Genomic DNA, 26,600 nt, shown 5'->3' on the forward strand with positions numbered 1-26,600 from the left:
AATCCTTGCTTGAAAAAATACAAAACATGACGCATAAGCGCATAAATGACAACCAAAATTTTTTAATCCGTATGGAAGCTTTTAGAAACATATCAACACTCACACAAGAAGAAAAGAATCTTTTGCATCAAATCCAAAAATATGTAACTGGTTTTCAAACGACGTGGATTAACTGGCAATTTTTTATATTTTTAACGAAAAATAGAGAGATTTTTTTTAAATTTTTCAAAAAAAACAAAGTCAGGCTCTCTTTTAAACATTCACTCGGACTTAAATTATTCAAAAAAGCGGTATTTTCATGAAAATAGACATTTCGTTCATTACCATCAATTACAACTCATCACATCATACGATTGCACTGATCCAAAGTATTCTTCATCATACTTCTATTGATTTGAATTATGAAATCATTGTGGTGGACAACGCATCAGAACCGGATGATTACACGCATCTGGAGAATGCCGTCGGTCATTTTCCGCAGGTGTCCATCATCCGTAATCGAATCAATAACGGATTTGCAGGCGGTAATATGCTGGGAATCAACCACGCACACGGAGATTACTACTTTTTTATCAATAATGACTGCCTATTGCTCAATGACGCTGGAAATTTTATGAAAAGTTTTCTGGATACTCATAATGACGTTGCAGTAACGACAGCAAAAGTAACAGACGAAAAAGGACATTTTTCTTCATCCTACAAACAGTTTCCGTCCGTCATAAAACAGTGGTTCGGAAATTCAGTTCACCGGGCACTTTCATCAAAATCTTTTCCAAGTAATAAAATACGCTTAGAATCCCCAACTGCAGTAGAAGTGATCAGCGGTTCATGTATGTTTTTTAGAGCAGTGAATTTTGATGCTATAGGCGGGTTTGATACCGTTTTTTTCCTCTATTGCGAAGAAGAAGATATGTGCAAACGGGTATGGGATCATGGAAAACAAATCTATTTTCTCCCCGAAGCAGAAATTTTTCACAAAGGCGGTGGTAGTTCCGGACAGAATATTACATTGGAAAAAGAGTTCTACATTTCCTACAAACTTTTAATCGAAAAGCATTTCAATCGTCTTGAGCGGATATTGATCAAAACAGCTCTCTTATTCAAACAGTTTCGTCGAATTTTTACCAAAAAGAATGGGCTATCCCTCTTTTTATTTATTGTATCCGGTTCGCCTATTCATCAAAGCTTGCGATACAAACAATCTATTAAAAGGGTTACGTCCTCTCTGCACTCCAGGTAATACCTTCTTTTAAGACCTTAGCCGGAAAACCGGCAATAAGAGAATTAGCAGGATAATTCCGCGCTGTAACCAGGCTCCCCATCCCTATCACCGTATTCTGAAAAATTGGTTGCACCTTTGAGAATTTTTACATTTCTGCCAATCCAGACATTATCCGAAATGATAATCGGCTTACTCGGATTAATCCTTTCCCCATTTTGATAAATAGAATGTCCATCACATGACCAAAATTCGACATCATCGGCAATTAAGCTATCATTTCCGATATGTACCTGATCTTGAAATTCACAACAAACGATTTTAGCGCCACCTATCTCGGTACCTTTTCCTATCGTAATCTGGCTACCTGAATTCTGAATAATGATTTCCAATGCTCCAATTTGTACATTTTCATCAATAACAATCGAATTATCATTACCATCTATTCCAATACGAATATTTTTTAATTTTCCGTTTCGTATTGTAATCGTATTGTTTCTTCCTGCTATACGAATTTTTGATTTTCCTCTTAATCGTGCATGTACATTAAATTGATTACGAAACAAATTTGAAATTTTTTTATTGGCCAATATCAGATATAACCACACTTTTAAACGATTCAAATTGTCCATTACACGTCTTTAGTGTTTTTTATGGATTGCAGTCGTATCAACAATTCTCCAAACTGCTTCTGACTTTCAAACTGATCCAACGCTTTTGCTTTTCCCGCTTCCGCAAATGTTCGACGCAAAACAATATCTTGTTCAAGCAACACTAATTTCTCTGCCAAATCATCACTTGCAAACGTTTGAAAAAGCAACCCGTTCACCCCATCATCAATAATTTCCAATGGCCCGCCGCTGTTGCTGGCGACGACACATACTCCGGACATCATTGCCTCAATCAGTACCAGCCCGAATGTCTCATTCTCCGTTGCCAGGACCATCACATCACACAGCTGCATCATCACTTGAGCTTCGCGGGTAAAACCTGTAAACACAGCGCTGTCAGTATAGGTGTTTTGTAATTGCACAAGGTACTTCTCATCCATGGCGTGACCGACAACGAGCGCTTTGGCATCTATACCCCTACTCTTTAACGCCTTTACCGCTTCGAGGACAATATGCTGCCCCTTGGGAACTTCAATCCGTCCTACAATCCCGACCGTAAAGGAATCACCTAATCCCAGTTGTTCACGACGCGCTTTCCTCTCTTCGGGAGAGATCAATGCCGGCTGTTCCGCACCGATGTAGAGCACCTCGGTCTCAGGACGAATATCGGAGGGGATAAATTTTTCGATCTGCGATTTTACCTGCTGGGTAACGGCCAGTATCATGTCCATATTTTTGTACAGAAAGCGGTGGTAAAAGTCGTCTTTAAATCGGGTCATCGTCATATGACGCGACTGTACCACTTTGGGACGACGCGCAGAGAGGAGTTTAGCCGTTACGGCAAGGGGGAGATCTTTTGTCCAGTGAACATGGAGGATATCAATCGCTTCGCTGTCAATAATACGAGCCAACTCTCCGGCACTGAGCCATGAGAGGAGGACATTACGCCTCTTCAGGGTAAAATAGCGATAATTGGACCCTTCGTAATAGCTTTTAAGTTTCCCTTTTTCATTGATAACGCTCACACACTCATTACCCAAATAGTGCGAAGCGCGCATCATATACAGTTCCAACCCTCCCAAATCGGGGGAGAGACACAGTTCACAGATTTTAGTTGCCACGTTTGCTCTTTTGTTCCAGATTCATCTCGTAGAGTTTGATGTATTTATAAAAATTGGTTGCCATATGGGAAAAGGCAATAATAAGCCCCGCATATCCGTCCAAAAATCCCCTCTTCAGGATATACGTACGGAAAAAGGAGTAGAGGCCGTTAAAAAAGGCCTTTGCCGGAGAAGAAGATTTTTTACCGACGTTATCGGTCGCGAAAAGGGTCGAATAGCGATCGAGTTTAACGATAAAATCAGAGATGCTCATGTAGCTATAGTGCTTCATATTGCCCGATATGGGGAGTTTTTTCATCCCTTCATCAAGGATGTTTTCATGGACAAAATTATCGTTAAAGCGGGTTACCCTTTTATTGTATAAACGGCGGATTTTTTGGTTGTTCCAGCCGCAGTGACGGATGGGAATCTCTTTGTAATAAGCGAGAAAGTTGACGATGTAGATGGCTTTAGGATCAAGCTCTTCGGTTTTAAGGGCTTGCAACAACGCATCATCTACCACCTCATCACTGTCAATAATCAAAACCCAATCATGCTTGGCATAACTTGCCGCACGATTTTTCGTCGTCCCGAATCCGTCAAATTCCCCTTCAACAAGACGAACATTCGAAAATTCACCCGCAATCGCTTGGGTTCCGTCGCTCGAACCGTTGTCATAGACAATGACATCGTCAAATTCTCTCAAACTTTCCAGCGATCTTCGGATTGTTCGCGCTCCGTTTTTAACGATCATTACCGCCGATACGGTCATCGTGATCCTTTTACCGTTTTAATCATCGCTTTAAACCAATATCTCAACTGTTTGAGCGGTTTAAAAAGTTCATCCGCAGATCTCAGTCCATCCCCTTTGATACGGTAGATCAGCCCGCCGATCCCTTCCCATGAAGGGTTAAGTGCATTGCCGATCCGAAAGACATAGGAGTAGTGCTCACGCGCCAATGCCACTGACGCATCGTTGTATTTCCCATACGGCAAAACGAAAGAATCAATTCGGCATCCAAGATTCTCTTCAAGAGCTATTTTTGAGCCGAAAATTTCTCTTTTCAAATCAACTCCTTCGTCACTCAAATTGACATGGTTCATAGAGTGGGATGCGATGGCGACATGACCGCTTCTCACCATCTCCCGAAGTTCGGTATAGGTACAAAACGGTGCATACGATTTATAATTCTCCGCCTCATAGATTTCATGATGTTTGAGTGATAATCGACGCTCCGCCGTAACATCGGTATCCTCTAGGATATAAGCAGAGGGAACGGCAAGAAGGGCTTTGAGATTGTATTTTTTGAGTAGCGGAAAAACATAATGGTAAAAATCATAGTAAGCATCGTCAAACGTCAGACAGATGCCATCCGAACCGATCGTATCTCCGGGGAACAGCGTCGTATACCGCTCCGAAATAAGACGTAAATGTAATTCCATCATTGTATCGGTATTGGAGAGGGGGAGATCATCGCTGTTGATATGATGGTACATGATGACACTAAACATTCACGTCCTCTTGAAGTGTTTCAGGAATAATAAAGTATCATACCATACCCTCACTTACTCAAAGGTCAGTATGAATTTTAAATGCGATTTTCCGTCTCAGTACGCCGCTTTGCAAGAAACATTTAGGGATATCCGGTCTATTTTTTCGGGAGATGACCACAGTATTCATAAAGCCCGTAATGAGCTGAAAATTATTCATTTGGACGGAATAAAAACCGTCGTAAAATCGTTTAAAATTCCCCATCTTCTGAACCGAATCGTCTACACCTATTGGCGTAAAAGCAAAGCCTATAAATCGTATCATAATGCACTTCGTTTACATGAACTCGGCATTTCGACACCGCAGCCGATTGCCCTTATCGAATTTTTTGAATCCGGGTTACTCGCAGACAGCTATTTTATCAGTGAGTACTTCGAATACGATTTTACGATCCGTACGCCATTACTTGAGCCGCTTGAAGACCGCGAAGCCATTTTTACCGCTTTTGCCGCCTATACCTATGATCTGCACCAAAAAGGAGTTTGGCATCTGGACTACTCCCCCGGCAATATTCTGATCAAACGTACCGAAGAGGGGTACCAATTTTCCATCGTCGATATCAACCGGATGGAGTTTAGAGAGATTTGTCCGATAGATGGGTGCGAGAATTTCAACAAACTGTGGGCGAGTGATCAAGAGCTTGAAATGATGGGACGCGAGTACGCACGTCTCAGCGGACTCGAAGAAGCGGTCACTATCAATACAATGAAACGACACAATGATGCCAACAAACGGCACAAAAATTTTAAAAAGAGACTCAAGAGAGTGTTAAAAGGCGATTTTTCAACTCCTGCTTGATGTGCTCAAACATTGCTGCTCTCCCCTCTGCGTTTAAAGGGATCATAAAATGGTGCTGCTTTCCACCGATGCTTTTCCAACGTGCCGAAGAGGCAAAAAGGGTATCGGCGAAAAAGGTAAACGTTTCACACCCTACCGCACTTGCCAAATGATACGTCCCCGTCGAGGTACTTATAAACAGTTTAAAACCGCTCAAAAGCTTGGCGAAATCGACAACGCTTCCCACAGAACGATACAGTTTCACTCTGCCCTTCCCTAGCAGTTCTTTGGCTTCCTCGTAAAGTTTTTCCTCATCCGGACCGAACGTCATTACCACGTCGATAGTCTCAACCGCTTCGGCAATGCGTACCAATTCGATGTACTCGCGCAGCGTCCAGTTGGCATCGGATGATCCTCCAAAACCGGGGTGAAACGCAACTACAGGTTTGGTAATCCCATACTCGGCACAGAAAGCACGATACGCTTCATCATTACCTTTAAACTGCAATAGCGGTTTTGGAAAATCGAGGCTGATATTCGGAAAAAGTGTACGCGTCAGTTCCAAATTGTATTCAAATTCCCCCATCTTTACCTCACTACGGCGTTGGGTAATACGGCGGTTGTAAAAGATTTGGGCAATTTTCGTCGCGGGGGCGATACGGATAGGGATACGGGCTATCCACTGTGCGAGTGCGACACGGGTGTTAGAAAACAGGGTGATCGACGCATCGATACGGGCTTGCTTGATTTTAAAAGCGAGTTCTAAAATATCCTCGGAGCCATCGACAATCACCTCATCAATAAAATCGCACGATTCCGCCAAGGTACGATTCAAAGGGGCTACGAGCGCGATGATGCGGTTGGCGGGATTATGGTGTTTAAGGACATAAAGTGTCGGAAGCGCGGTAATAAAATCCCCCAGTTTATCGTTGCGTACCACTAAAATATTCATTGAAGTCCCTTGTTATTATCTTCATATTTTACCCGATTGAAGGTAATAAAAAGGTACAATTTCCTTATGAAACAACCGTTTGCCTGGGATCATTATTCCGATCAACCCGCTATTATCCGGGATAAAGCACTTAAACGTGCCATGCGTCGCAGCGCCCTCCCATCACTCATAAAAACTTTTTTGATTGCGTTGATAACGTTACCGATAGCCCTCTTAGTCATGCCGTTTCTAGGGCGGCGCACCATTACCGGGGAACATTTTTTCGGCATGGGGGTCAATCTGGACAAAGAACCCAACGCAACCCCTTATCTGATCGAGGAGCTGGGTATCCAAAAACTCCTGATCCGTATCCCCCTATGGGAGATGGATCGGCTGCATGAGTACGTCACCTTTATCCGCTCGTTTACAGGAAAAGAGATTACCGTCGCCCTCCTCCAAGATCGTGAACACATCACTTCGTGCGAACTGAGCCGGGATCATTTTATCCAGATTTTCGAAGCACTCGATGGGGTATGCCATACCTATATCATCGGTTCTACCATCAACCGTGCGAAATGGGGATTTTTCAGCGTCAACGAATATCTCGATTTTTTCGCTGTCGCGTACAATCTGAAACAAACACGATTTCCCCGCCTCAAACTCATCGGTTCCAACGTCATCGATTTTGAGTACCACTTTAGCGCCCATACTCTCTTCAATCTCGCAAAAATACGCTTCGATGCGATAGGAAGCCTCCTCTATGTCGACCGTCGCGGGGCCCCCGAAAACAGCCAAATGGGTTTTAATCTCATGGGAAAAATCAATCTCTTGAATGCGTTGATAACACTCAGTCCGAAAACTTCCAACGAGCTCATTATCACCGAAACCAACTGGCCGATCAAAAATACGGCCCCCTATGCCCCTACCAGCGAACATGAGTGTGTCAGCGAAGAGGATTACACCGATTTTATGGTCCGTTACCACCTCCTCGCATTCGCTTCTCAGCAGGTCAGCTGTGTCTATTGGCATCAGCTCATCGCCCCGGGATACGGTCTGATCGATAATCGAGAAAAGATTCTCCGAAAGCGGAACGCTTTTGAAGGGTATAAAGTTATGCTCTCCCATATGAGCGATGCGACATTTATCGATTACCGGCACACTTCAGATACCCATCTGCTTATCTGCTCCACCCCAAGAGGAGAGTTACACATTACCTGGAATCTAACCTCTGCACCTATCTACCGCTATAAGGCTAAAGCGTGAAAATTTTGATTATCCTACCCAACTGGCTCGGCGACGCCGTTATGGCGACCCCCGCCATCGAAGCACTGTGCAACGTTTATCCTGATGCAGAACTCACTATGGTTGGCTCGTTCGTGAGTGTCGAAGCACTTAAATATCATCCCCAATGCAAACGCCATTATGTCGATGTAACGAAAAAGGGGGGAAATCGGCTTATCAATACCTACCACTTTGCCAAAAAACTCGGAACGCATGATCTGGCAATCACATTCCGCAATCAACTCCATTCTTCACTGCTCCTCTTTTGGAGCGGTACCCCGGTAACGGCGGGACGGCACAGTTGGCATTCGTCATTTTTGCTCAAGCACGCCATCAAACCGATCCACCCCTCCCATCTGGTAGAACAATACCGCGATATCGCCCAACCCCTCAGCCCTGCCCCTCTCGTTATCGAAAATCTAAAGCTTCATGTTCCGCCTCATCGATATGATCGTCCGACACTGGGGATCAATCCGGGGGCAACCTATGGAAGCGCCAAACGGTGGTATCCCGAAAAATTTGCCGAAGTGGCACGTACTTATGCGGATCGCTATGAAATCGTCCTTTTCGGAGGGCCGAGCGAAGTGGGGATGGCGAACGATATCGAATCCCGTCTAAACGGGATCAACGTCACCAATCTTGCAGGGAAAACATCGATTTCAGAGCTGTGCAGTTTTATCGGCGGCCTCGACCTGTTTATCACGAACGACAGCGGTCCGATGCACGTCGCGGCAGCCTATCAAGTACCGACTGTCGCCATTTTCGGTCCGACACGCCATTTGGAGACATCCCAATGGATGAATGAAAAAAGTGTGATCGTGCGTCATGATATGGAGTGTGCGCCGTGCATGAAACGAGAGTGTCCGTTGGGGCATCATGAGTGTATGAAAAGTATCATGGCGGAAGAAGTGATTGAAGCAGCAAAACGAATTATTTAAATATCATACCTCCGCAACACACATAGAGCAAGGTCGCTCGCAGTAGTGCGAAAGCGTACCGCTAGCGATTTGTTGTGGAGGCGATTTTCTTTTGCATACTTTTCTTATGAAAAAGAAAAGTATGAAATTAAAAATCGAGTCTCATCCCAAAATACCAAGCATCATTATAGGTAACATTACGACTGTCCAAATCGGTATCGATCTTCCGATATCCCACTTCAAACCGTCCGTTGTCTATAGGCTCGATATCAAGATGGATACGGGTTTCCGCATAACCGTCTCCCTCTTTAAAGCTCAACACGGAAGGGGCATAATAAAGTGCTCCGCCGAGATAAACGGGAAACGGAGTATTGAGCGGCAATTGCAATTCCGCTTCCGCACCTAATGGAATTGCCGCATAACGTTGACCGTCGATCTCCGTATATTCGCCTTTGATTCCCAGCCCCAGTTTCAATCCTCTAACACCTTGAACCGGACGCATCACCATAAACGACACCTCCATCAGAGGATCAGGATCGCTAATCGTTTGGCTGTTGTTGTTATCGCCGTTCACAAAACGGGCCCCGATATAGGTACCGCTTATGGTATTGCCCATCCGTCCCATATCAAGACGGATTTGCCCTTCAACGTCTTTGTCATTCACATTGACTTCAATCTGATGTGCTGCGTAAGCACCGCTGCTGATTAAAGCGATGAAAAGTAATTTTTTTAACATGTTGTTCCTTTATTTATACGTGTTATCGTGGCCGTTGTACTTTTACCGTCCACAAACTGAACCAGCCGCAGTTCCCCAGCAAATTCTGCTCCAACAACACTTTTTCCCTCATAATCTCCCCCTTTGACCAAAATATCGGGAGAAATATTTTTGATCAATTCATGCGGGGTCTCTTCGCTAAACACGACAACATAATCCACGCTCTCGAGTGCGGCTAAAATATAGGCCCGATCCTCTTGCGGATTAACCGGGCGAGTCGGCCCTTTGAGTTCTCTCACCGAACTATCGGAGTTAACTCCCACGATCAAAACATCCCCATAGCTTTTTGCCTCTTGGAGATACTTGACATGGCCGACATGGAGAATGTCAAAACAGCCGTTGGTAAAGACGACTTTCTTCCCCTCTTTTTTAAGGCGATCCGCAAGCGCGAAGATCTCTTCTTTGGTTTTGATATGCATCTCCGAAGTGCTTTGGTGGAGACTCGACTCATACGCTTCGATCTCAGCAAGCGTTACGGTCGCTGATCCGATCTTCCCGACAACAACAGCCGCGGCATGGTTTGCAAAAGGGGCGGCTTCGTCGATTGAAAGACCTGCACTCAGGGCATAGGAGAGCGATGCGATCACCGTATCCCCAGCCCCCGTCACATCATAGACCTCTTTGGCCACCGTAGGGAATAGCCGCATACTCTGATCATAAATCGCAATCCCGTCTTCGGAGAGGGTGATCATCGAACACTCTAATGCACAGGTCTCTTTGAGGCTTAAGAGGGCTTTTTGAAGACTCTTCTCATCGTTGATCACGATCCCCGTCGCTTCGGAAGCCTCTTTTTTATTGGGGGTCAGGAGATAGGCACCACGGTATTTACGATAATCTTTCCCTTTGGGATCAACAAGCACTTTTTTCCCGGCCGCTTTCGCCGCAGCAATCACACCGCCTGCAACCGCATCGGTAATCACCCCTTTGCCATAATCTGAGAGAATAATAATATCGCAGGTGTCAATGACATCAATGACGAAGGAGACGATCGAACGTTCACTCGCTTTATCGATAGCATCTTTGGACTCTTTGTCGTAGCGTAAAATCTGCTGATTAGATGCGATAATACGGCTCTTTTTCGACGTTTTACGCTCCAGTTGGCGGATCAATCCGTCACTATTGACACCAATGGCACCCAGCATGGAACGTAACTCTTCCCCGTTTTCATCATCACCGATCACCCCTGCCACGCTGACCTTTGCACCCAAAGCAACCAGATTATTGATCACGTTTCCCGCACCGCCGAGAACCGTGGTCTCACGGGAAATATCCACCACCTGTACCGGTGCTTCGGGAGAGATACGTTCGCACCCGCCCCACAAATAATGGTCGATCATCAAATCCCCAATCACCAGAATATGGGGATGAGCATTATGGAGCGCTTTCATGAAAGCTCCTGTTCAAACAGTCGTTTAATTTCAGGAACGTACGCCGCGATTCCCTCTTCAAATTCAAACCGCGGAGCATAGCCTAAAATATCACGGGTACTTTGGATATCGGCTTCCGTATGAAACTGGTATCGTCCTACATACGGATTCGGGATATATTCACACTCGAAGGATGTCCCCAATTCATGTTGCAGAATATCAACCATCGACTGAAACGATCGGGCTTTTCCAGTACCGACATTAAAGACACCGTTTTCTTTTGGATGCATCGCCAAAATATTTGCCTGGACGATATCCTCGATGTAAATGAAATCACGCAAAATTTTGTCAGAGTTTTCAAAAAGTTTCGGATTTTTCCCAGAGAGGAGCTGATGGCCAAACTGCACCACCATCGATGATGTTTTATTCTTAAAAAACTCTCTCGGTCCATAAACATTGAAATAACGCAATCCCACAATAGAAATATTCTCAAATTTTTGAGAATATTGACGGGCTAAATGGTCCATCATCAGTTTTGAAAAACCGTAGACGTTTTGGGGTGCTTCCCGACCGACCTTCTGAGGAGAGGGAGCATCACCGTACGTCGCACCCGAAGAGGCATAGATCATATTCGCACCGTGCGCCACGGCGATATCAAGAAGATCTTTGAACGCATTGACGTTGGTTTGAATCATCAGGTCCTGCTCCAGCGCTGTCGTATCCGAAATCGCCGCTTCATGAAAAATATAATCAAATTTATAATTTCGCTGAAGGGAATGAAGCAATTCTTTGTCATTGATATCGCCGCTGATCACTTCACCGGTAAATCCGAGGAGATTTTTAAAATGGCCGAAACTTTTGAGATTGCCGTTGGAAAGGGTCAGATTCGAGCGGAAAAGATCCAGTACGACTACATGGGCTTGCGGATAATGCTTCTGAAAATAGAAGGCCAGATTGGAGCCGATAAAACCTGCCCCTCCCGTTATTAAAATCGTCTTATGGTTCAAATCAATATCACTGTAACGCATGGATAATCCTTCTTAAAGGTAGTATCATATTGTAACAAACTCTTTATTAAAGGTTAAACAGTTAGAGTGATTTAAGATAGATAGGATTATAATAGCGGCGAAATTTTAAATGGAGAAAACAAATGAAAAAAATTGCTCTTGCAATGTTGTTTGCTGGTGTATCTTTGATGGCTGCTGATGGAAAAACTCTTGCAGCTAAATGTGCTGCGTGTCACGGTGCTTCTTTCGAAAAAGCGGCCCTTGGTAAATCAGCGATCGTAAAAGGTCAAAAAGCTGCAGCTATCGAAGCTTCTTTGAAAGCATACAAAGCGGGTACACAAAACAAAGCGGGTATGGGTGCATTGATGAAAGGTCAAGTTGCTTCTATGTCAGATGCTGATATGAAAGCTCTTGCTTCTTACGTAGCAGGAATCAAATAAGTTAAACGCTAAAGAAGGGGTTCTCATCCCTTTGGCTGCGCTAGCTGGGTTCTACCCGCAGGGGGCACAATGTCCTCAGCGGAGAGCTAACCTCGCTTTTTCTTCTACTATTCTCTAAATTATTCCGGTTTATACGCTTTCTTTTTCAACTCTTCTCGTTTACGCTGCTGATTTGCCGCATCATTGAGTTCAACCTCATCATCGTACAAAACCTGATTCATCATTTTTGTCTCATCATCAAACTGACCGTTTTTGATTCCCCATAAAAATGCGATCAATGCAATCCCTCCCAAAACGAGAGATGCCCCAAGCATCATTGCCACAACCCAAGAATCCATCATATTCCTTTTATACACCAAAGGAATACATCCCTTTGGTTACGTTAACACTGGGTTCTCTTCGGCAGAGAGCCCGCGTGCAGTAAACCGCACTTACAATTTTATCTTTTTATTTATACATCCAGCGTACCCGCATCGAATTTCCGACAACGAGCAACGAACTGAACGACATCGATATCGCCGCAATCAGCGGAATAACATACCCCATCATCGCCAGAGGAATCGTAATTGAGTTATACACCAGTGAAATTCCGAGGTTTTGTTTGATAAGCCCATAGGTTTTTCGGCTGATGCTGAATGCTTCAGCCAATGAGGTCAGTGAATCGTTCATCAATACCACATCACTCACCTCAATCGCAATATCGCTCCCGTTCCCCATCGCGATAGCAATATCCGAAGCCGCTAACGCCAACAGATCGTTCACTCCGTCTCCCGCCATCACAACAACATGCCCCTCACTGTGGGCTTGCTCAATAAATGCCGCTTTTCCCTCGGGGGTAAGATGAGAATAGACTTCATCAATCCCCACTTCGTTCGCTACTCTGAGTGCTGCCGCCTCATGATCGCCCGTGAGCATTACGACACGAAGATTCAGCTTTTTGAGTAGCTCAATCGATTCACGCGCACGCTCTTTTGGGAGATCACGCAACTCATATCGTGCCGCCAATTCATTATTGACTGCATAATAAAAAAGGCTTTTATCACTTGAAGAGTCCACCTCAATCCCAAGTTCTTGCATGAGCAGAGCATTCCCTCCGGCAATCATCACTCCATTCAAGCGTCCGACCATACCGCGGGCGGGAATTTCACGTGCCTCTTCGATGCTGATCGAGTCAATCCCCTCTTCGGTCCGTTCCAAATACTCCATCACCCCTCGGCTAATCGGATGTTTTGAAGAGGAGACGAGCGTGTACAAGGCACGCGCATCAAATGCATGATGAATCATAGAATAAACGACTTCCGGTCTCCCTTGGGTGATCGTTCCCGTTTTATCGAGTACCACCATCGTCGACGACGCCATCGTCTCAATCTGCGCGGCCGATTTAAAGAGGATCCCCCGAGAAGCTCCCAGCGCTAATCCCACCAATGTCGCCACCGGAGTCGCCAATGCCAGCGCACACGGGCAGGCAATAATAATAACCGAAATCCCTACCATCAAAGAGCGATCAAAACTGTGCGGCCAAAAAAACCATGCCCAAAAGGTCGCAATAGCCAAAAAGAGGATCGTTGAAGAAAAATGTTGAGAGAGCCGGTTCGCCAACTGCTCGATTGAGGGTTTTTGCGCCATTGCATTCTCGAGTAAGTTGACAAGATTGGAGAGGGTCGAGTGGGCAAAATCTTTGGTTGCCCGGTAATGGATCAGCGCGTCGATACTCGTCGTTCCGCTGATAATTTTATCACCGATACGTTTGAAAATCGGCTCCGATTCTCCGGTTAGATTGCTTTCATCAAAACTCCCCTCTCCGGAGATCACCTCACCGTCGATTGCGGAGCGCTCTCCGCTTCGGATGACGATCACATCCCCGACTTTGACCTCATTTACATCAACAGATCGGATACTATCCCCCTCGGAAATACTCACTTCGCGCGGAATATGTTTGCCGATAATATCAAGAGTATCGGCGGCATTTTTGCGACTGAGGACTTCGAGAAACTTTCCGAAGAGGACAAAAGTGATAATCATCGCGACCGAATCGAAATACGCTTCCCCTTTTTCGAACACGGTAATATAGATGGAGTAGAGATACGCCAGACTCGATCCCGTAACGACCAGCAAATCCATCGTTACCGAGCGGTTTCTCAACCCATAATAGGCTCCGCGGTAAAAAACCCATCCGCTGTAAAAGAGTACGGGGGTTGCCAAAAACCATTCGGCGATATTTAAAATCGTCTTGATATCTTGAGTGATTCCGGTGAAATACCCCGCATATTGGGCCACGGCAATCCACATCATGTTCATCGTCGCAAAGGTCGCAACCGCCATCCGCAGATAATATTCTTTACGCTCTTTGTTCGCACGCACTTCTTGGAGCGAGGCGTCATACGGAAATGCATTGTACCCGATGGCACGGATCATATCGATGATGGCAGAGAGCTTCACCGTATTAGGATCCCACGTGATGCGGGCTTTATTATTCGTATAGTTGATATGCGCTTCGATGACGCCCTCCATTTTGTGGAGCGCTTTTTCGTTCAGCCACACACACGCCGCACAATGGATCCCCTCGATTACTAAGGAAACTTGAGACAGCCCCTCTTTGGTGGTCGTTACAAAACGCTCGCTAAAAGCAGGGGTGTCAAAATTGGAACTCGCTTCGAACTGCTCAGTAGGAGGAGAGAGGGTCGTATCCCCCATTTTGGAATAAAAGCTCTCCAGTCCCTCATCTTTAAGAAGATGAAAAATCCCGCGGCATCCGTTACAGCAAAAGCGGTACTCTCCGTCATGGATCATCACCGAATCGCTAAACTCCAGATGACAGTGATCGCATTTGACCTTAGACATATTCATTTAATGCCACACACTCTATGAGCAAAGCCCAGTGGCAGGGAAAAAGTTGTCCCTTGCAACCCCCTAAAGCTACAAAAAACTGAGTTTTTTGAGATTTATAAAACATTTACTCCCCTTTCAAATCTGCCAAGAGACTTATTTTTTTTCACGTGCTCAAAATTTCCCATGACCCCTTGTATCACGATATAAACACCGTTTTTGGCCCCTTGTGCATACCCGATTGCCATTGAGAGATTTGCCGTCGCCTCTATGGGATCAATACTAAAGGGGATCATAGCTCCCGTAAAAACAATCACCTTATCCAATGCCAAACTTGAAACGTATGCTGCACTCAGATCCATCGTATCGGTTCCATGGATAATAATAATGGTTTTTTCATCAGAGAGCATGATCGTTTGTCCCAACAATGCACGATCATGATTATCCATCTCCAAAGAGTCTTTATAGATAACCCCTTGGAGAGGAATATCGATCACTAATGATTTCAGTATCGCTTCAATCGCATGGTTATCATTAGGGACGAATAATTCCCCCTTGATCGGATCGTACCGTTTATTAAAAGTACCGCCCGTGTTAATGATACGCATTAAAGCAACTCCCGCAGAGAATGGATAATTCGATTTGCTTGTGAATCGGTAGCTTCGGATGAGAGAAGGATGTTTATTCCGACACCCGCTTTGAGAGAAGCTTCGATATCACGCTCGTTGTCCCCAATCATTACCGAATGCTCCATATCCAAGTCATACTCTCTCTGAGCCTCTAAAAGCATCCCCGGTTCCGGCTTGCGGCACTCACATGCACCGTCGATACTCTCATGATGAGGGCAATGATAGATACGGGTGATGGTAATTCCGAGTTCTTTGAAATGTTTCACCATCCATTCACTCAAAAGGGCAAAATCCTCTTCCGTATAATAGCCCCGTGAAATACCCGATTGGTTCGTGACGATGATGATGAGACACCCTTGATCTTGGTACGCACGGCACACATCGATAATACCGTCCATGAGCTCAAACTCTTCGATCTTATGGAGATAATTTTTCTCGACATTCACAACACCATCACGGTCGAGAAAGAGTGCTTTACGCAACTCCGCCTCCGAAAAGTTCTTTTTCGATGATATCGCAGAGAATATGTCCGATCAGAATATGGGATTCTTGGATACGCGGCGTTGCATTGGAAGGGATGATTATCGCATAATCGGCCATCGCGGCCATTTTTCCACCGTCACGTCCGACGAGAGCGACCGTCGTTACCCCTCTGTCCTTCGCCGATTCGAACGCGTTGATAATATTTTGCGAATTTCCCGATGTGGAGATTCCTATAAAGAGGTCCCCCTCCTGAGCCATCCCCTCGAGTTGACGGGAGAAGACTTTGTCATATCCGTAATCGTTCCCGATTGCCGTGAGATTCGACGTATCGGTCGTCAGTGCCAATGAGGGGATTGAGGGACGGTCAAATCCGTAACGTCCCACCAACTCCGCCGCAATGTGCTGTGCATCGGCAGCCGATCCGCCGTTACCGGCCAACATCGTTTTTTTCCCTTTTCGGTAGACTTCGACACACGCTTCGGCAACGGCTACAATCGTATTTAAAAGGCTCTCATTCTCTAAAATTGCTTGTTTTGTTGCCGCAGAATCGGCAATTTGTTTCATAACATAGTTTTTCATTTGTTTCCTTTAATAGCTAATATCATTTCCCCGTCATCCTCGAGCTCACGTGCCCTATAGGGTATGCCCCGGGGATCCATCCCAAAAAAGAGAAGCTGGATTTACCCGCAGGGGGCACAATGCCCGCTTTCGCGGGAATGACGAAAGAAAACTCCATTAATATCTAATCCCAGTAACCGAACGAACTTTCTCCATTGTTTCAGATGCTGCTGCACTCGCTTTTGCCGCACCGAGATTCAAAATCTCCCGTACTTCGTCCTGATGCGTTTCAAAGTATTCGCGTCGCTCACGATACGGGCGAAAATATTCCCAGATGACATCATGCGTATAGAGTTTGAAGTGCCCGTGCCCCTCGCCGCCACGCTTATACCGATCTTGCAACGCCGCACACTCTTCATAATCCAAAAAGAGTTTAGCAATGTTATACACATTACACCCTTCATACTCTTTTGGCTCTTCCATTGGTACCGCTTCGGTCACAATCTTTTTGATGATTTTAGACTGAATCTTCTCTTCACTGAAAATCGGGATCGTATTACCGTAACTTTTAGACATTTTCTGCCCGTCGATCCCCGGTACGGTTGCGACGTTCTCATCCACACGAAACTCCGGCAGAACAAAAATATCGCCGTATTGATTATTGAATTTCACCGCGATATCACGGGCAATCTCAACGTGCTGTATCTGATCTTTTCCGACCGGAATCACCTCTGAACCGAAAAGCAAAATATCCGCCGCCATGAGGACGGGATAAGAGAAAAGGCTGTGATTGCTCGCAATCCCTTTGGCCACTTTGTCTTTGTAGCTGTGGGCTCTCTCCAACAGCCCCATAGGGGTAAAACCTGAGAGTACCCAGTAAAGTTCCAATACCTCTTTAACATCCGACTGTACCCAAAAAGTGCTTTTCTGAGGATCCATCCCCAGCGCCAAAAAGTCCGTCGCTGCCTGCATGGTGAGTTTTGAGAGACGTTCTCCGTCACTCAGTGAGCTCATCGCGTGATAATTGGCGATAAACGCAAATACCTCATGATCGTTTTGCGATTCGATCATTGCCTTGATCGAACCGAAATAGTTTCCAATATGTAAATCACCTGATGGCTGAATACCGGTTAATACTCTCAAAATAATCTCCTTGAATACCAATAATTTTACCGCAACCTCTCTTAAGCTTCGTATTAAGAAAAAATGTGTTATATTTTTCCACAGTTCAACCAAAAAGGATTTACCATGAATGTACAAATTCGCTCAAAAGAAATCAAACTTACTCAACACTTAAATGATCACATTGCAACCGCTATCGAAAACTTTAAACGTTTTCATCTTGATATCACAACCGTTAACGTCATGATCACCAAAGAAAAAAACGGGGTCGGAGTCGAATTTGATATGCACATCGCGCATGCTCAGCCAGTCGTTATTAACGATACCGATGAAGATCTCGATACCGCAATCGATTTGGCAATTGATCGTGCCAACAAAGCCCTTCGCCGCCTCCATGACAAAATGAAAGATCACCATACCTCATCCATCCGCGATATGGAAGTCATCGAAGAAGAAGCTATTTAATAGAACGCCTAAGGAGAATATTCATCCCTTAGGCTACGCTCGCCGCTATGGCACTAAAGCTTGCCCGTAGAGGGGCAGATTTTGGAGGTTTTAATGTCTAAAATTAATGTCGTTTGCCCCCACTGCGGGGGTGTTAATGCTATACCGGTCAAAGACTCTTATCTAAAAGCTGCCTGCGGTCACTGCAAAGCTTCCCTGCTCGAAACGAAACCTCTGTCCGTTACTAGCGAGAGTTTTGATCAAATCATCCTCAATGACCAGCGTCTTATAATCGCCGATTTCTGGGCACCGTGGTGCGGACCGTGCCGAAGTATGGCCCCCTCTTTCGAAGAAGCGGCACGAAGTTTCCCCCTCAAAGCACAATTTATCAAAATCAATACCGAAGAGCTCCAGCAACTGGGTGCACGTTTCTCTATCCGCTCCATCCCTACCGTCATCGCCTTTAAAAATAACCGAATCATCGATCAGTTCAGCGGAGCTTTGAGCGCTCCTCAAATTATCGCATGGGTTAAAAAGCACCTGTAGTTATTAATCTTTTTCGGGTAATCTAACGCTAATTTTTTAGGTAGAGGACTTAATACATGTACAGTTGGATGCTTTGGTTTCACATTATCTCAATGGTATCGTGGTTCGCGGTACTTTTTTATCTTCCCCGCCTTTTCGTTTACCATGTCGAAAACGGTACCAATCAGGGATTCCTTGAGGTGGTGGAAGTTATGGAGATGAAAATTTATAAATACATCGGTGTCCCCGCGTTTTGGGCAACACTTCTCTCCGGTACGGCATTGATTATGATGTCAACAGCACATTACGGAATGAATGTCTTTAAAATGGGGGGATGGATGCATGCAAAACTGACACTCGTCGCTATCTTAATTGCCTATTTCTATTCACTTGGACATTATCGTCTAAAACTCAAAGAGAACACAGCATATAAAAGCGGGAAGTTTTTTCGTATGTATAATGAAGTACCGACCCTTTTACTGATCGGGATTGTCGCCCTCGTTATCGTAAAACCGTTTTAACCTTCTCCATTCGTGATGTATCTCCGTTCGCCCTGAGCTCACATGCCCTATGAGGTATGTAAGGGTAAACAGAGTAAAAGTGTATTTTCCGTTCGTGGTGAGCCTGTCGAACCATGAACATCCCCTTATAAATATTCTCCCTTCGACAGGCTCAGGGCGAACGGAATAATGAAGGATTTTATCATGCCTTTTCACGTCTACATTCTCCACTGCTCCGACAACAGTTACTACACAGGTCACACCGATAATCTTGAAAAACGTCTCGCTGAACATATCAGTGGTGCAATACCAAGCTGTTATACCTTCAAACGTCGCCCTCTCACTTTCGTTTTCTCACAAGAATTTCCTACTCGTGAAGAAGCTTTAGCATCAGAACAACAGATAAAAGGGTGGAGCCGTAAAAAGAAAGAAGCGATGATTCGAGGGGATTGGGATGAAGTATCGAGGCTGGCTAAGTCCTGAGTTTGATTTCCGTTCACCCTTCGACAGGCTCAGGGCGAACGGGAATAAAGAATATTTTATAGAGGAACTACCTTTTGAAAAAAACTATTACCTAAATAACCAATCATAAAACCTACAATTAGCCCTCCAAAAAAGTCTTCAACTGTCAAAATTGGTTGTGCTTCGCTACTACGACGAGATGAATACACAACTGCAATAATGGCAAGTATGGAAGCAAGCACACTTGTAGCTACAAATTGAATTGTTATATTTTGTAAAAAAATCGCCCCTTGATCCTTAAGACTTCGTGCAATATTACCCAATATTGAACCACTAAGTGCACCCAAACTATTTGCTAATAAGGGTGGGCGTAAAATAAGATTAACTTCAAAGGGTGCATAATGGATCATTCCCTTATAGCGATATTTGACACGTCCTGGAAAAACAAGTTCGCTTCCTGAGATAAATAACCATTTTGTTACAATTGCATTGAATGAATAACTTGTTGATTCTCCAGATAAAACAGAAAAAACAGCTTGATCTGGTGATTGTGTATTCCCATAAAACATACTTTGTCCTGGAGGTTGCATAGTTTTTTTCCAAGGAGATGACTGAATTATTTTTTTATACCAAGGTATTCCTTCCATTTTCCCAAATTCAGCATAGTATTTTTCATCATGAATCCATTGCATTTGATAGGGAATGTGATACCAAAATTCAAGAATATCAATAGTCTCCTCATGTGCATTTTCTATAATAGTCGTAATAGTAAATGGTGTACCGGCTATTACAAATGGTTGTGCAATGGTAACTTTAATTTTTACAGCACTAACAGACATCTTTTACCAACATTCACTTTTCCAAAAAATATTCTAATCCTCTGAATTATACCCTAAAGTTAAAATATAAAATTTTGTGATTTAACAAGCTGGATTCCCGATCAAGTCAGGAATGACGGAGAATGTATCCGTTCACCCTGAGCTTGTCGAAGGGTAAACGGAAATAGAGTTCACGGTTCAATAGGCTCACTAAGAACGGGAAAAATACTCATCTCAAGAGCAATCAAGAGATCAATAATTATTAATACTCAAATAATTATTACAATGTATTGAGGCACCAGTTAAATCTGGGAACAGCGTTGAATCATTAATATTCATTCTGTTTAAATATCGTAAACAGTTTTCTAAATCATTAGATGGTATAGTAATTTTTATTAATATCATTAAATTATTTATCCTTTCTATATTCTGACTAAATTTTGGAACCCATTCTTCTAATGTCATATTATTCGGACCTCTTGTAAAAAGACCTCTTTGATTAACAAGTCGATTATTTTCATCACTTAATGGCCGGAAAATTTTTACTGTAGGCTTACGATTATTAATATTTTCTATTTTATCACTTTCTTTTATATTTTCATTAATAATATTTACTCCACCTTGCCATAGCGCATAAACAGAGCATTTTTTTGTTTTTTCCTTTAAGGCTGTGGAGACCGCAAAAAACAAAGCTACAAAGGGCGACTGGGTCCAATCCAATAACGGTGTAAGAAGTCCATGGTGTTGCCCTAATGCCCACCAATCATTATCATCTTTTAACTCAGGTGGGTTATTACCGCGACGAGATCTTGTCTCATATTTAAATCTTGTTAAATGTTCTTCTCTTATATATGAAGATGAATCACCAACGATTCTATCAACAGTTGGCTCTAATTTCCAGCGTTCATCTCCATGACCACGATAAATATAATTAGTATATTGAAGCATTATTTTATTGATAAATTCCCCAAAACACTCCCAAGAATCAAGCTCATATTCAAAAAAACCTATATCTTTTTCAGATTCTTTCCAACAATCTTCAGATGACATTAAACCTCTTTGTCTTTTGTAAATTCATCAATTTTTAACAATTATATCGCAAAAAATTTGGAAGTTTAAAACGTATATTTTTTATTTATACAAGAATCTAGATTCCCGATCAAGTCGGGAATGACGAAGAAGGTACCCGTTCGTGGTGAGCTTGTCGAACCATGAACTTTTATTAAATATTCACCCTTCGACAAGCTCAGGGCGAACGGGAAAATTATAAAGGAGTGAAAAATTACCACATCGACCGAGTTTTATGCGGCTGCGGTTTTTTCTTCTGATTTTTTGCTTTCGCTTTGAAAAGGACCGGAGTCCCTTCAAAATCAAACTGCTCTCGTAACTGATTCGTCAAATATCGGCGATAACTGAAATGGAGCCCTTGCGGTTTGTTCATAATGAGGGCAATACGCGGCGGACGGATATCATACTGCGTCGCGAAATAGAGGCGGATATTCATCCCGTTGATACTCGGAAGAATATGTTTGCGCATCGCCGCTTGGATGACTTCATTAAGTTTTGCCGTCGGAATACGCTGTGAATAGTTCTCATTGATTTTGAGTAACATATCAAAAATCTTGTGAACCCGCTGCTTGCTCTGTGCTGAAATCGTGATGATCGGAGCATAGCTGAGAAATTTAAAACGATCCCGTACTTCAGCGATAATTTTGTCATAGTCCTCTCGCGGTGCCATGTCCCATTTGTTGAGGACGATCAAACACGCAAGACGGTTTTTATCGACAAATCCTGCAATCTTCTCATCCAGATCCATAAACGGCTGTGACGCATCAAGTACGAGCAACGCGATATCTGCCGTCTCTAACATCTCTTCGGTACGCATTAGAGCATATTTTTCGATTCCGAGAATTTTCCCCCGTTTGCGAATCCCCGCCGTATCGATAAAGGTGATTTTTTTATCCGCATACTCAACCGTCTCATCGATAGGATCAATCGTTGTCCCCGCTACCGAGCTGACAACCGAGCGATCTTCACCGAGGAGTGCATTGAGCAGGGAGCTTTTCCCGACATTAACACGTCCGATGATCGCCACTTTCATTTGATTGACATCACCCGCTTCGTACTCTTTGACGATTCCGCGATACGCCTCTTCGAGCACTTCGATCGACGTTTCCTCCTCTTCATCATCCTCTTCAGGAATAAAGAACCCGTCGTCCTCATCCTCGTCCTCATCGAATTCTTCATCATCCGCCGATGCCCTCATAGCGGCATCAAAACCGTCCAGTTCATCTTCACCTACGGCAATATCACTTTCCGCTTTCACGATGGACGATTCAGGAAGTTCCGAAGCGATCCAGTTGAGCAGCGGCAAGACCGAACGGTTATGCGCGACGGAAATACCGAAAATTCGATCGGTGCCGAACTCGTAATATTCCCACAGTTTTTCCTGCATCTTATCGTTATCGATTTTGTTTACAACCAATGCGATTGCTTTTCCCATCGCTTCGAGTTCGTAAAAGAGCTTTTTATCATCCTCTTCAGGGAGACTTTTACCGTCCACCATAAAGAGGATGATATCGGCTTCATGCGCCGCTTTTAATGATTTTTCTTTGATCCGGTCGAAGAGTTCACACCCCTCATCAAGTCCTCCCGTATCGAGAATCTCCACTTCTTTGTCCACCACTACGGCAACACGTTTTTTGACATCACGTGTCGTCCCGGCCTGCTCAGAGGTGATTGCATCACGCTGTTTGAGCAAACGGTTAAAAAGAGAACTTTTTCCGACATTCGGACGACCGATAATCGCTAATTTTTTCATAGACTTCCTATTTTTTACACCATTCGGAATTTAAAATTCGAATGGATGCGCAGACATTGCGTCATTTGGGGAAAATTTCCCGCTCCGCTCCAACTGCGCTTTAATTGATTTTTAATTATAGCGTAGTTGCACTTAGGGTATGATTTCAAAATGATAGCTTATAAATATGAACACTTTAAAAACGATCTTCAAGAGTTACGAAAACGGTGCGAACCCTTTGAAGCGGATACCATCATCGCCGTTGCCCGGGGGGGAATGACCCTTGCCCACGCCTTGGCGATGGCTTTGGACATCCGTAATCTCCAAAGCATCCGCGCAGAAAGCTACGATGGAGACACGCAGCGCGATCTCCTCACCATTTCCGGGCAATGCGATCTTTCGCTTTCAACACGCGTTATCGTAGTCGATGATATCGTTGACAGCGGCCAGACATTGGCCTCTCTTATGCCGATACTGCGTCTGGAAAATTCCCATTGCGAGTTTAAAATCGCAACCCTTTTCACCAAACAGACAGCTCTTATCCAACCCGATTTTTCCTTACATGAAGCTACGGACTGGATCGACTTTTTTTGGGAAAGAGATTTCTTAAAAAGCAATTTGCTATAATCCGCCCAACCACAAAAATTTTGAAAATTTTACCCAAGGACTTAAATGCCTAAAGAATATATTTTTACCTCTGAATCGGTTACCGAGGGACATCCGGATAAGATGGCCGATCAGATCAGCGACGCAATCTTGGATTACATTATCCAAGACGATCCGAAAGCGCGTGTAGCGTGTGAAACGCTCGTATCCAACGGATTTTGTGTCATCGCCGGTGAACTTAAAACGACTGCGTATGCTCCTATGCAGGAGATTGCACGCCAAGTCGTCCGTGAGATCGGGTACACCGATGCCACCTATGGTTTTGATTACCGTTCATGCGCTGTTTTAAACGGAATCGGCGAACAATCCCCAGACATCAATCAAGGGGTAGACCAAGAGGGGGGGGAAATCGGTGCAGGAGACCAAGGGTTAATGTTCGGTTACGCGTGCCGAGAAACCGATGTCTTAATGCCCCTTCCGATCCATTTGGCCCACCGTATTACCGAACGTTTGGCTCAAGTACGCAAAGAGGGGATTATCCCTTATTTACGCCCGGACGGAAAAGCACAAGTCAGTGTCCGCTATGTCGATGACAAACCGGTTTCCGTTGAAACGGTTGTCGTCTCTACCCAACATGCCCCTGAAATTTCTCAGGAAAAACTCCATGCCGATGTTATCTCCGAAGTCATTCGACACGTTATCCCCGAAGAGTTGATGAGTCCGAATATCGTCTATCACATCAACCCGACCGGAAAATTCGTCATCGGCGGACCTCAAGGAGATGCAGGATTGACCGGACGTAAAATCATCGTCGATACGTACGGCGGAAGCTGTCCTCACGGCGGCGGGGCATTCAGCGGAAAAGACCCTACCAAAGTAGACCGTTCAGCCGCATATGCAGCTCGGTATGTGGCCAAAAATCTCGTTGCATCCGGGGCATGTGATCGTGCTACGATTCAAGTGGCATACGCCATCGGAGTCGTCAAGCCGATCTCAATCATGGTCAATACGCACGGTACGGCCGTCGTTGCGGAAGAGAAAATCGAAAGTTGCGTTAAAGAGCTTTTTGATCTTACCCCAAGAGGTATCATCGAATCACTCAATCTCCTCCGTCCTATCTATCGCCAGACAGCTGCTTATGGCCATTTCGGGCGTGAGATTGACGATTTTACATGGGAAAAAACAGACAAAGTGGACGCAATCAAAGCCTATCTCGGACTATAAATCGCTTTCTGTAACACTCTCCAAATAATCTTCATTCACCCACCTTATTTTTTAGGTGGGTTTAAAATTCTTCTGTTATAGTTACCTCATATTTATCAACCAAGGAGAACCCTATGGCAGTAGTCATTAATGATACCTGTATTAACTGCGGCGCTTGCATCGACGAGTGTCCGGTAGAAGCGATCGTCGACGAGGACGATAACCCAACGGGTGAAGAGATCTATTACGTTTACGCTGACAAATGTGTCGAGTGTGTTGGTCACCATGATGAGCCTGCATGTGCAACAGCTTGTCCAACAGAGGGTTGTATTACTTGGGATGAAATCGGTGCAAGCCCTGCTCATCGCGATGATATCAGTGCTGAAATGCGTTCTTCTAAAGCGAACGTCGTAAATTAATTTTATTCAAAATGCCAAAGGAATTTTATTCCTTTGGCTACGCTTAGCTGCACAGAGCACTAAAATTTGTCCCTTTGGGACACATTTCTACACTATCTTTTCTTCTCCTCACATCTTTAATATTACTTAAATTATTGTTTCGCTATAATCCCGTTCTATTTTTTACACACAAAACAGGAGCATTGATGGAACAAACGTTGTCAATCATCAAGCCTGACGCCGTAGCAAAAGGTGTCATTGGGAAAATTTTGGATCGTTTTGAGACTGATGGTCTTAAAATCGCAGCTACCAAAAAAGTTCAGCTTAGCCGTCAAGACGCTGAAGCATTCTACGCAGTACACGCTGCTCGCCCTTTCTTCAACGACCTTGTTGATTTTATGGTAAGTGGTCCGGTTGTTATCACCGTTCTTGAAGGCGAAAACGCTGTTCAAAGAAACCGTGATTTGATGGGTGCAACTAACCCTAAAGAAGCAGAGGCGGGAACCATCCGTGCTGATTTCGCTGAAAACATCGATGCTAACGCGGTTCACGGAAGTGATTCAGTTGAAAATGCTAAAAATGAAATCGCATTTTTCTTTTCAGGCCGCGAAATTTCGTAACTGCAATGAAAATAGCATTTAAAAAATTGGGATCACAACCGCTTCATTTTGAGGCAAATAGTGACAATACTTTTTTTTCGGGTGACATCATCCTTAAAAAAAGCAATCTTGCCCAATTAAACGGTACAATTACGGGGAGCATTTCGATTCCTTGTGACCTATGTGCCGAAGAAGTAGAACGCTCTTTAAATGAAGAGATTACGTTTTATCTTAGTGATGGGATATTCGAGGGCAACGACGATGAGTTGGATGTCGTCGAAATCGACAACTCGATGGTTGATTTGGATGAACTTCTCAAATCAGAAATCGAACTGATCAAAAGCGACTATTTTTGTTGCAAAAACTGCGAAGGAACCTCACTAGATCGAGAATTCTGATCGCGAAGCTGGAGATCCTATCGAAGGAAACCCAGTGTTAACGAAATCGAGGGGATGAATTCCTTCGGTGTTTAAATTTAAATAGAAAGGGATAAATACTATGGCAGTACCTAAAAGAAGAGTGAGTCATTCTCGCGCAGCAAAACGCAGAACTCACTATAAAATTTCTCTTGCTCGTCCAGTCAAAGACAAAGACGGCACGTACAAATTGTCTCACTACGTCAATCCGACAACCGGTGAGTATAAATAATC

The 26,600-nt window shown here is 44.2% G+C and carries 33 protein-coding genes; 16 read left to right on the forward strand and 17 right to left on the reverse strand.

The window, feature by feature from the left end; translation table 11 throughout:
• Both WB308_RS01220 and WB308_RS01225 read left to right on the forward strand, forming a co-directional pair.
• A partial coding sequence (locus WB308_RS01220; protein ID WP_424188188.1) for a hypothetical protein occupies positions 1-302 on the forward strand: 302 nt, incomplete at its 5' end.
• Entirely contained in the window at positions 299-1,240 is a 942-nt protein-coding gene (locus WB308_RS01225; protein ID WP_424188190.1) for a glycosyltransferase family 2 protein, read from the forward strand. The genes WB308_RS01220 and WB308_RS01225, both read left to right, overlap by 4 nt.
• Positions 1,241-1,284: 44 nt before the next feature.
• Here WB308_RS01225 and WB308_RS01230 read toward each other — a convergent pair whose 3' ends face one another.
• Genes WB308_RS01230 through WB308_RS01245 form a run of 4 tightly spaced genes read right to left on the reverse strand, consistent with a single transcriptional unit; the run spans position 1,285 to position 4,442 of the window.
• Positions 1,285-1,851, reverse strand: a complete 567-nt coding sequence (locus WB308_RS01230; RefSeq protein WP_424188192.1) for an acyltransferase — start codon at positions 1,849-1,851, stop codon at positions 1,285-1,287.
• Positions 1,851-2,951 (reverse strand): glycosyltransferase family 4 protein, encoded by a 1,101-nt coding sequence (locus WB308_RS01235; RefSeq protein WP_424188194.1) that lies wholly within the window; start codon positions 2,949-2,951, stop codon positions 1,851-1,853. The genes WB308_RS01230 and WB308_RS01235 overlap by 1 nt, the downstream gene beginning before the upstream one ends.
• Entirely contained in the window at positions 2,941-3,702 is a 762-nt protein-coding gene (locus WB308_RS01240) for a glycosyltransferase family 2 protein (protein ID WP_424188196.1), read from the reverse strand. The genes WB308_RS01235 and WB308_RS01240 overlap by 11 nt, the downstream gene beginning before the upstream one ends.
• Entirely contained in the window at positions 3,699-4,442 is a 744-nt protein-coding gene (locus WB308_RS01245; protein ID WP_424188198.1) for a polysaccharide deacetylase family protein, read from the reverse strand. Before WB308_RS01245 ends, WB308_RS01240 begins: the two co-directional genes overlap by 4 nt.
• A 70-nt stretch (positions 4,443-4,512) precedes the next feature.
• On the opposite strand from WB308_RS01245, the gene WB308_RS01250 reads away from it, so the two are divergent.
• The gene (locus WB308_RS01250; RefSeq protein WP_424188200.1) at positions 4,513-5,280 is read left to right on the forward strand and encodes a lipopolysaccharide kinase InaA family protein; all 768 of its coding nucleotides are present in this window, start codon (positions 4,513-4,515) and stop codon (positions 5,278-5,280) included.
• Here the strand turns inward: WB308_RS01250 and WB308_RS01255 are convergent.
• Positions 5,240-6,211 carry a glycosyltransferase family 9 protein gene (locus tag WB308_RS01255; RefSeq protein WP_424188202.1) on the reverse strand — a complete coding sequence of 324 codons (972 nt, stop codon included), beginning with the start codon at positions 6,209-6,211 and terminating at the stop codon, positions 5,240-5,242. The two genes, WB308_RS01250 and WB308_RS01255, sit on opposite strands and share 41 nt — an antisense overlap.
• Before the next feature lie 66 nt (positions 6,212-6,277).
• On the opposite strand from WB308_RS01255, the gene WB308_RS01260 reads away from it, so the two are divergent.
• Positions 6,278-7,453 (forward strand): glycosyl hydrolase, encoded by a 1,176-nt coding sequence (locus WB308_RS01260; RefSeq protein ID WP_424188204.1) that lies wholly within the window; start codon positions 6,278-6,280, stop codon positions 7,451-7,453.
• Complete coding sequence (gene waaF, locus WB308_RS01265) at positions 7,450-8,409, forward strand: lipopolysaccharide heptosyltransferase II (protein WP_424188206.1); 960 nt, start codon at positions 7,450-7,452, stop codon at positions 8,407-8,409. Before WB308_RS01260 ends, waaF begins: the two co-directional genes overlap by 4 nt.
• 127 nt (positions 8,410-8,536) lie before the next feature.
• Here the strand turns inward: waaF and WB308_RS01270 are convergent, their stop codons facing one another.
• From WB308_RS01270 to rfaD, 3 genes are read right to left on the reverse strand one after another with little or no spacing between them, the layout of a single operon-like run.
• Complete coding sequence (locus WB308_RS01270) at positions 8,537-9,124, reverse strand: YfaZ family outer membrane protein (protein WP_424188208.1); 588 nt, start codon at positions 9,122-9,124, stop codon at positions 8,537-8,539.
• Positions 9,118-10,551: a D-glycero-beta-D-manno-heptose-7-phosphate kinase gene (gene rfaE1 / locus WB308_RS01275; protein WP_424188210.1), complete on the reverse strand. Its 1,434-nt coding sequence runs from the start codon at positions 10,549-10,551 to the stop codon at positions 9,118-9,120. Before rfaE1 ends, WB308_RS01270 begins: the two co-directional genes overlap by 7 nt.
• Positions 10,548-11,558, reverse strand: a complete 1,011-nt coding sequence (gene rfaD, locus WB308_RS01280) for an ADP-glyceromanno-heptose 6-epimerase (protein ID WP_424188212.1) — start codon at positions 11,556-11,558, stop codon at positions 10,548-10,550. Before rfaD ends, rfaE1 begins: the two co-directional genes overlap by 4 nt.
• 122 nt (positions 11,559-11,680) lie before the next feature.
• Here rfaD and WB308_RS01285 point away from each other — a divergent pair, with 122 nt between their 5' ends.
• Positions 11,681-11,977, forward strand: a complete 297-nt coding sequence (locus tag WB308_RS01285; RefSeq protein WP_424188214.1) for a c-type cytochrome — start codon at positions 11,681-11,683, stop codon at positions 11,975-11,977.
• A gap of 119 nt (positions 11,978-12,096) precedes the next feature.
• On the opposite strand, the gene ccoS is transcribed toward WB308_RS01285, so the two are convergent.
• The 6 genes from ccoS to trpS all read right to left on the reverse strand — a co-directional run bounded on the left by ccoS (position 12,097) and on the right by trpS (position 17,616).
• Entirely contained in the window at positions 12,097-12,318 is a 222-nt protein-coding gene (gene ccoS / locus WB308_RS01290) for a cbb3-type cytochrome oxidase assembly protein CcoS (protein WP_424188216.1), read from the reverse strand.
• A gap of 106 nt (positions 12,319-12,424) precedes the next feature.
• A complete protein-coding gene (locus WB308_RS01295; protein WP_424188639.1) occupies positions 12,425-14,818 on the reverse strand; it encodes a heavy metal translocating P-type ATPase in 2,394 nt (797 codons plus the stop codon).
• Between the two features lie 101 nt (positions 14,819-14,919).
• On the reverse strand, positions 14,920-15,411 hold the full coding sequence (locus WB308_RS01300) for an asparaginase domain-containing protein (RefSeq protein WP_424188218.1): 492 nt from the start codon (positions 15,409-15,411) through the stop codon (positions 14,920-14,922).
• Complete coding sequence (gmhB, locus tag WB308_RS01305; RefSeq protein ID WP_424188220.1) at positions 15,411-15,914, reverse strand: D-glycero-beta-D-manno-heptose 1,7-bisphosphate 7-phosphatase; 504 nt, start codon at positions 15,912-15,914, stop codon at positions 15,411-15,413. The genes WB308_RS01300 and gmhB overlap by 1 nt, the downstream gene beginning before the upstream one ends.
• Positions 15,907-16,494 carry a D-sedoheptulose-7-phosphate isomerase gene (locus tag WB308_RS01310; protein ID WP_424188222.1) on the reverse strand — a complete coding sequence of 196 codons (588 nt, stop codon included), beginning with the start codon at positions 16,492-16,494 and terminating at the stop codon, positions 15,907-15,909. The genes gmhB and WB308_RS01310 overlap by 8 nt, the downstream gene beginning before the upstream one ends.
• Before the next feature lie 156 nt (positions 16,495-16,650).
• Positions 16,651-17,616 (reverse strand): tryptophan--tRNA ligase, encoded by a 966-nt coding sequence (gene trpS / locus WB308_RS01315; RefSeq protein WP_424188224.1) that lies wholly within the window; start codon positions 17,614-17,616, stop codon positions 16,651-16,653.
• A gap of 105 nt (positions 17,617-17,721) precedes the next feature.
• Here trpS and hpf point away from each other — a divergent pair, with 105 nt between their 5' ends.
• The 4 genes from hpf (at position 17,722) to WB308_RS01335 (ending at position 19,547) form a co-directional block, all read left to right on the forward strand.
• Entirely contained in the window at positions 17,722-18,060 is a 339-nt protein-coding gene (gene hpf / locus WB308_RS01320) for a ribosome hibernation-promoting factor, HPF/YfiA family (RefSeq protein ID WP_424188226.1), read from the forward strand.
• A gap of 93 nt (positions 18,061-18,153) precedes the next feature.
• Complete coding sequence (trxC, locus tag WB308_RS01325; protein ID WP_424188228.1) at positions 18,154-18,585, forward strand: thioredoxin TrxC; 432 nt, start codon at positions 18,154-18,156, stop codon at positions 18,583-18,585.
• A gap of 56 nt (positions 18,586-18,641) precedes the next feature.
• On the forward strand, positions 18,642-19,085 hold the full coding sequence (locus tag WB308_RS01330; RefSeq protein WP_424188230.1) for a CopD family protein: 444 nt from the start codon (positions 18,642-18,644) through the stop codon (positions 19,083-19,085).
• Positions 19,086-19,268: 183 nt separating this feature from the next.
• Positions 19,269-19,547 carry a GIY-YIG nuclease family protein gene (locus WB308_RS01335; RefSeq protein WP_424188232.1) on the forward strand — a complete coding sequence of 93 codons (279 nt, stop codon included), beginning with the start codon at positions 19,269-19,271 and terminating at the stop codon, positions 19,545-19,547.
• A 56-nt stretch (positions 19,548-19,603) separates the two neighbouring features.
• Here WB308_RS01335 and WB308_RS01340 read toward each other — a convergent pair whose 3' ends face one another.
• The 3 genes from WB308_RS01340 to der all read right to left on the reverse strand — a co-directional run bounded on the left by WB308_RS01340 (position 19,604) and on the right by der (position 23,165).
• Positions 19,604-20,365 (reverse strand): hypothetical protein, encoded by a 762-nt coding sequence (locus WB308_RS01340; RefSeq protein WP_424188234.1) that lies wholly within the window; start codon positions 20,363-20,365, stop codon positions 19,604-19,606.
• A 231-nt stretch (positions 20,366-20,596) separates the two neighbouring features.
• Positions 20,597-21,394, reverse strand: coding sequence for an FRG domain-containing protein (locus WB308_RS01345; RefSeq protein WP_424188236.1), 798 nt, complete (start codon positions 21,392-21,394; stop codon positions 20,597-20,599).
• A 232-nt stretch (positions 21,395-21,626) separates the two neighbouring features.
• The gene (gene der, locus WB308_RS01350) at positions 21,627-23,165 is read right to left on the reverse strand and encodes a ribosome biogenesis GTPase Der (RefSeq protein WP_424188238.1); all 1,539 of its coding nucleotides are present in this window, start codon (positions 23,163-23,165) and stop codon (positions 21,627-21,629) included.
• A 150-nt stretch (positions 23,166-23,315) separates the two neighbouring features.
• Between der and WB308_RS01355 the strand changes: the two genes are divergently transcribed.
• The 6 genes from WB308_RS01355 (at position 23,316) to rpmF (ending at position 26,598) form a co-directional block, all read left to right on the forward strand.
• Complete coding sequence (locus WB308_RS01355; protein WP_424188240.1) at positions 23,316-23,771, forward strand: phosphoribosyltransferase; 456 nt, start codon at positions 23,316-23,318, stop codon at positions 23,769-23,771.
• 45 nt (positions 23,772-23,816) lie between these two features.
• A complete protein-coding gene (gene metK, locus WB308_RS01360) occupies positions 23,817-24,974 on the forward strand; it encodes a methionine adenosyltransferase (protein ID WP_424188242.1) in 1,158 nt (385 codons plus the stop codon).
• A gap of 113 nt (positions 24,975-25,087) precedes the next feature.
• Positions 25,088-25,372: a 4Fe-4S dicluster domain-containing protein gene (locus tag WB308_RS01365; RefSeq protein ID WP_424188244.1), complete on the forward strand. Its 285-nt coding sequence runs from the start codon at positions 25,088-25,090 to the stop codon at positions 25,370-25,372.
• A gap of 185 nt (positions 25,373-25,557) precedes the next feature.
• On the forward strand, positions 25,558-25,971 hold the full coding sequence (ndk, locus tag WB308_RS01370; RefSeq protein WP_373022187.1) for a nucleoside-diphosphate kinase: 414 nt from the start codon (positions 25,558-25,560) through the stop codon (positions 25,969-25,971).
• Between the two features lie 5 nt (positions 25,972-25,976).
• Entirely contained in the window at positions 25,977-26,348 is a 372-nt protein-coding gene (locus WB308_RS01375; RefSeq protein ID WP_424188247.1) for a YceD family protein, read from the forward strand.
• Between the two features lie 100 nt (positions 26,349-26,448).
• The gene (gene rpmF, locus WB308_RS01380) at positions 26,449-26,598 is read left to right on the forward strand and encodes a 50S ribosomal protein L32 (protein ID WP_013461018.1); all 150 of its coding nucleotides are present in this window, start codon (positions 26,449-26,451) and stop codon (positions 26,596-26,598) included.
• Positions 26,599-26,600: the final 2 nt, after the last annotated feature.

It is taken from the genome of Sulfuricurvum sp., assembly GCF_049587615.1.
Lineage (GTDB): Bacteria > Campylobacterota > Campylobacteria > Campylobacterales > Sulfurimonadaceae > Sulfuricurvum.

Excerpts from the sequence above, each read along its gene's own strand:
- WB308_RS01285 (WP_424188214.1), top strand. The coding sequence starts at position 11,681 with ATGAAAAAAATTGCTCTTGCAATGTTGTTTGCTGGTGTATCTTTGATG.
- WB308_RS01310 (WP_424188222.1), bottom strand. The coding sequence starts at position 16,494 with ATGAAAAACTATGTTATGAAACAAATTGCCGATTCTGCGGCAACAAAA.
- WB308_RS01240 (WP_424188196.1), bottom strand. The coding sequence starts at position 3,702 with ATGACCGTATCGGCGGTAATGATCGTTAAAAACGGAGCGCGAACAATC.
- WB308_RS01345 (WP_424188236.1), bottom strand. The coding sequence starts at position 21,394 with ATGTCATCTGAAGATTGTTGGAAAGAATCTGAAAAAGATATAGGTTTT.
- WB308_RS01340 (WP_424188234.1), bottom strand. The coding sequence starts at position 20,365 with ATGTCTGTTAGTGCTGTAAAAATTAAAGTTACCATTGCACAACCATTT.
- der (WP_424188238.1), bottom strand. The coding sequence starts at position 23,165 with ATGAAAAAATTAGCGATTATCGGTCGTCCGAATGTCGGAAAAAGTTCT.
- WB308_RS01355 (WP_424188240.1), top strand. The coding sequence starts at position 23,316 with ATGATAGCTTATAAATATGAACACTTTAAAAACGATCTTCAAGAGTTA.
- WB308_RS01335 (WP_424188232.1), top strand. The coding sequence starts at position 19,269 with ATGCCTTTTCACGTCTACATTCTCCACTGCTCCGACAACAGTTACTAC.
- WB308_RS01250 (WP_424188200.1), top strand. The coding sequence starts at position 4,513 with ATGAATTTTAAATGCGATTTTCCGTCTCAGTACGCCGCTTTGCAAGAA.
- WB308_RS01245 (WP_424188198.1), bottom strand. The coding sequence starts at position 4,442 with ATGTTTAGTGTCATCATGTACCATCATATCAACAGCGATGATCTCCCC.
- WB308_RS01270 (WP_424188208.1), bottom strand. The coding sequence starts at position 9,124 with ATGTTAAAAAAATTACTTTTCATCGCTTTAATCAGCAGCGGTGCTTAC.
- WB308_RS01225 (WP_424188190.1), top strand. The coding sequence starts at position 299 with ATGAAAATAGACATTTCGTTCATTACCATCAATTACAACTCATCACAT.
- rfaE1 (WP_424188210.1), bottom strand. The coding sequence starts at position 10,551 with ATGAAAGCGCTCCATAATGCTCATCCCCATATTCTGGTGATTGGGGAT.
- WB308_RS01300 (WP_424188218.1), bottom strand. The coding sequence starts at position 15,411 with ATGCGTATCATTAACACGGGCGGTACTTTTAATAAACGGTACGATCCG.
- WB308_RS01375 (WP_424188247.1), top strand. The coding sequence starts at position 25,977 with ATGAAAATAGCATTTAAAAAATTGGGATCACAACCGCTTCATTTTGAG.
- WB308_RS01260 (WP_424188204.1), top strand. The coding sequence starts at position 6,278 with ATGAAACAACCGTTTGCCTGGGATCATTATTCCGATCAACCCGCTATT.
- WB308_RS01295 (WP_424188639.1), bottom strand. The coding sequence starts at position 14,818 with ATGTCTAAGGTCAAATGCGATCACTGTCATCTGGAGTTTAGCGATTCG.
- WB308_RS01255 (WP_424188202.1), bottom strand. The coding sequence starts at position 6,211 with ATGAATATTTTAGTGGTACGCAACGATAAACTGGGGGATTTTATTACC.
- ndk (WP_373022187.1), top strand. The coding sequence starts at position 25,558 with ATGGAACAAACGTTGTCAATCATCAAGCCTGACGCCGTAGCAAAAGGT.
- WB308_RS01365 (WP_424188244.1), top strand. The coding sequence starts at position 25,088 with ATGGCAGTAGTCATTAATGATACCTGTATTAACTGCGGCGCTTGCATC.
- trxC (WP_424188228.1), top strand. The coding sequence starts at position 18,154 with ATGTCTAAAATTAATGTCGTTTGCCCCCACTGCGGGGGTGTTAATGCT.
- rpmF (WP_013461018.1), top strand. The coding sequence starts at position 26,449 with ATGGCAGTACCTAAAAGAAGAGTGAGTCATTCTCGCGCAGCAAAACGC.
- WB308_RS01330 (WP_424188230.1), top strand. The coding sequence starts at position 18,642 with ATGTACAGTTGGATGCTTTGGTTTCACATTATCTCAATGGTATCGTGG.
- hpf (WP_424188226.1), top strand. The coding sequence starts at position 17,722 with ATGAATGTACAAATTCGCTCAAAAGAAATCAAACTTACTCAACACTTA.
- metK (WP_424188242.1), top strand. The coding sequence starts at position 23,817 with ATGCCTAAAGAATATATTTTTACCTCTGAATCGGTTACCGAGGGACAT.
- ccoS (WP_424188216.1), bottom strand. The coding sequence starts at position 12,318 with ATGATGGATTCTTGGGTTGTGGCAATGATGCTTGGGGCATCTCTCGTT.
- WB308_RS01230 (WP_424188192.1), bottom strand. The coding sequence starts at position 1,851 with ATGGACAATTTGAATCGTTTAAAAGTGTGGTTATATCTGATATTGGCC.
- rfaD (WP_424188212.1), bottom strand. The coding sequence starts at position 11,558 with ATGCGTTACAGTGATATTGATTTGAACCATAAGACGATTTTAATAACG.